Origin of the sequence: Actinoplanes sp. NPDC049316 (genome assembly GCF_040677315.1) — a bacterium.
In the GTDB taxonomy this organism is placed as follows: domain Bacteria; phylum Actinomycetota; class Actinomycetes; order Mycobacteriales; family Micromonosporaceae; genus Actinoplanes.
This window is the reverse complement of record NZ_JBFAQM010000064.1, coordinates 1-1,473: the sequence shown is the minus strand read 5'-3', so window position 1 is coordinate 1,473 and position 1,473 is coordinate 1. Positions and strand designations below refer to the sequence as shown.

Here is a 1,473-nt window from a genome sequence, read left to right as displayed (position 1 = left end):
CCCCCCGTTACCTTTTTGATCGTCCCCGGTGGGGACTGCTCGGTCGCTCGGTCCGGTATGACTTACTGCCCCTGTCGTACGCATGATCCGGGGGGTGTTGTCGCCGGGCCGGGTGGCGTCGGCGAGACCGCTGATAGGGACCCGGCCACCCGCATGCGGGTAGGTCTCTTCGTAACGTGGCTGCCGGCAGTCCGACGCTTGATCCGCGGCCGAGCCCATGATGGAGATCGTGGGAGACCAGACGTGAGCGACGAGTACGGCGTGTTCCTGGGCCTGGACGTCGGCAAAAGCGACCACCATGCGGTCGCGTTGAATCCGGCGGGTAAGCGGCTGCACGATGCGGCGTTGCCGAACACCGAGGCCGGGCTGCGGAAACTGTTCGACAAGTTGGCCCGGCACGGTCGGATCCTGGCGGTGGTCGACCAGCCTGCCTCGATCGGTGCCCTGCCGGTCGCGGTTGCCCGCGCCTGTGGGCATCAGGTCGCCTACCTCCCGGGTCTGGTGATGCGCCGGCTTGCTGATCTGCATCCTGGCACGGCGAAGACCGATGCCCGCGACGCCTACGTGATCGCCGACGCGGCTCGGACGTTGCCGCATACCCTGCGTCGGGTCGATGCCGGCGATGACACCCTGGCCGAGTTGGAGATGCTGGTCGGCTATGACGACGACCTCGCCGGAGAGGTCAACCGCATCAGCAACCGCATTCGTGGCCTGCTCACTCAGATCCACCCGCCGCTCGAGCGGGTGCTGGGCCCGAAAGTGCAGCATCCCGCGGTCCTGGAAGTGCTGTCGCGGTGCGCCGGCCCGGCTGGGCTGCGCAAGGCCGGTCGGTCGAAACTGACTGAGATCGTCAAGCCTCGCGCACCTCGCATGGGGACTCGCCTGGTCGAGCAGATCTTCACTGCCCTCGACGCCCAGACGGTCGTCGTTCCGGGCTCCACCGCAGCGGAGACGATCCTTCCGCGACTCGCCGACAACCTGCGAGAGCTGCTGAAACAGCGCGAGCAGCTCGCCGAACAGGTCGAGGGGATGCTCGATGCGCACCCTCTCTCCTCGGTCCTGATCTCGATGCCTGGTGTCGGGGTCAGGACCGCAGCTCGGATCCTGCTCGAAGTCGGCGACGTCGCCGCGTTTCCCACGTCCGGCCATCTGGCTGCCTACGCCGGCCTCGCACCGGTCACCCGCCGCTCCGGAACCAGCATCCGCGGAGAACACCCACCCAAGGGCGGCAACAAGCAGCTCAAACGCGCGTTCTTCCTGTCTGCGTTCGCCGCTCTGGCCGACCCGGCCAGCCGGGCCTACTACGACCGGAAACGTGCCGAAGGCAAGAAACACAACGCCGCCCTCATCTGCCTCGCTCGCCGCCGCGTCGACGTCCTGCACGCCATGCTCCGCACCCGAACTTCCTACCAGCACAAGCCAGCAGACAAGCTCACCCTCGCCGCTTGACAGAACCCATAGGGACACCCCCCC

1 protein-coding gene is annotated in these 1,473 nt (G+C 67.3%); it reads left to right on the top strand.

Going from position 1 to position 1,473, the window contains the following annotated elements; all coding sequences use genetic code 11:
* Positions 1 to 243: 243 nt before the first annotated feature.
* A complete protein-coding gene (locus AB0K03_RS41060) occupies positions 244 to 1,449 on the top strand; it encodes an IS110 family transposase (RefSeq protein ID WP_364697588.1) in 1,206 nt (401 codons plus the stop codon).
* Positions 1,450 to 1,473 lie beyond the last annotated feature (24 nt).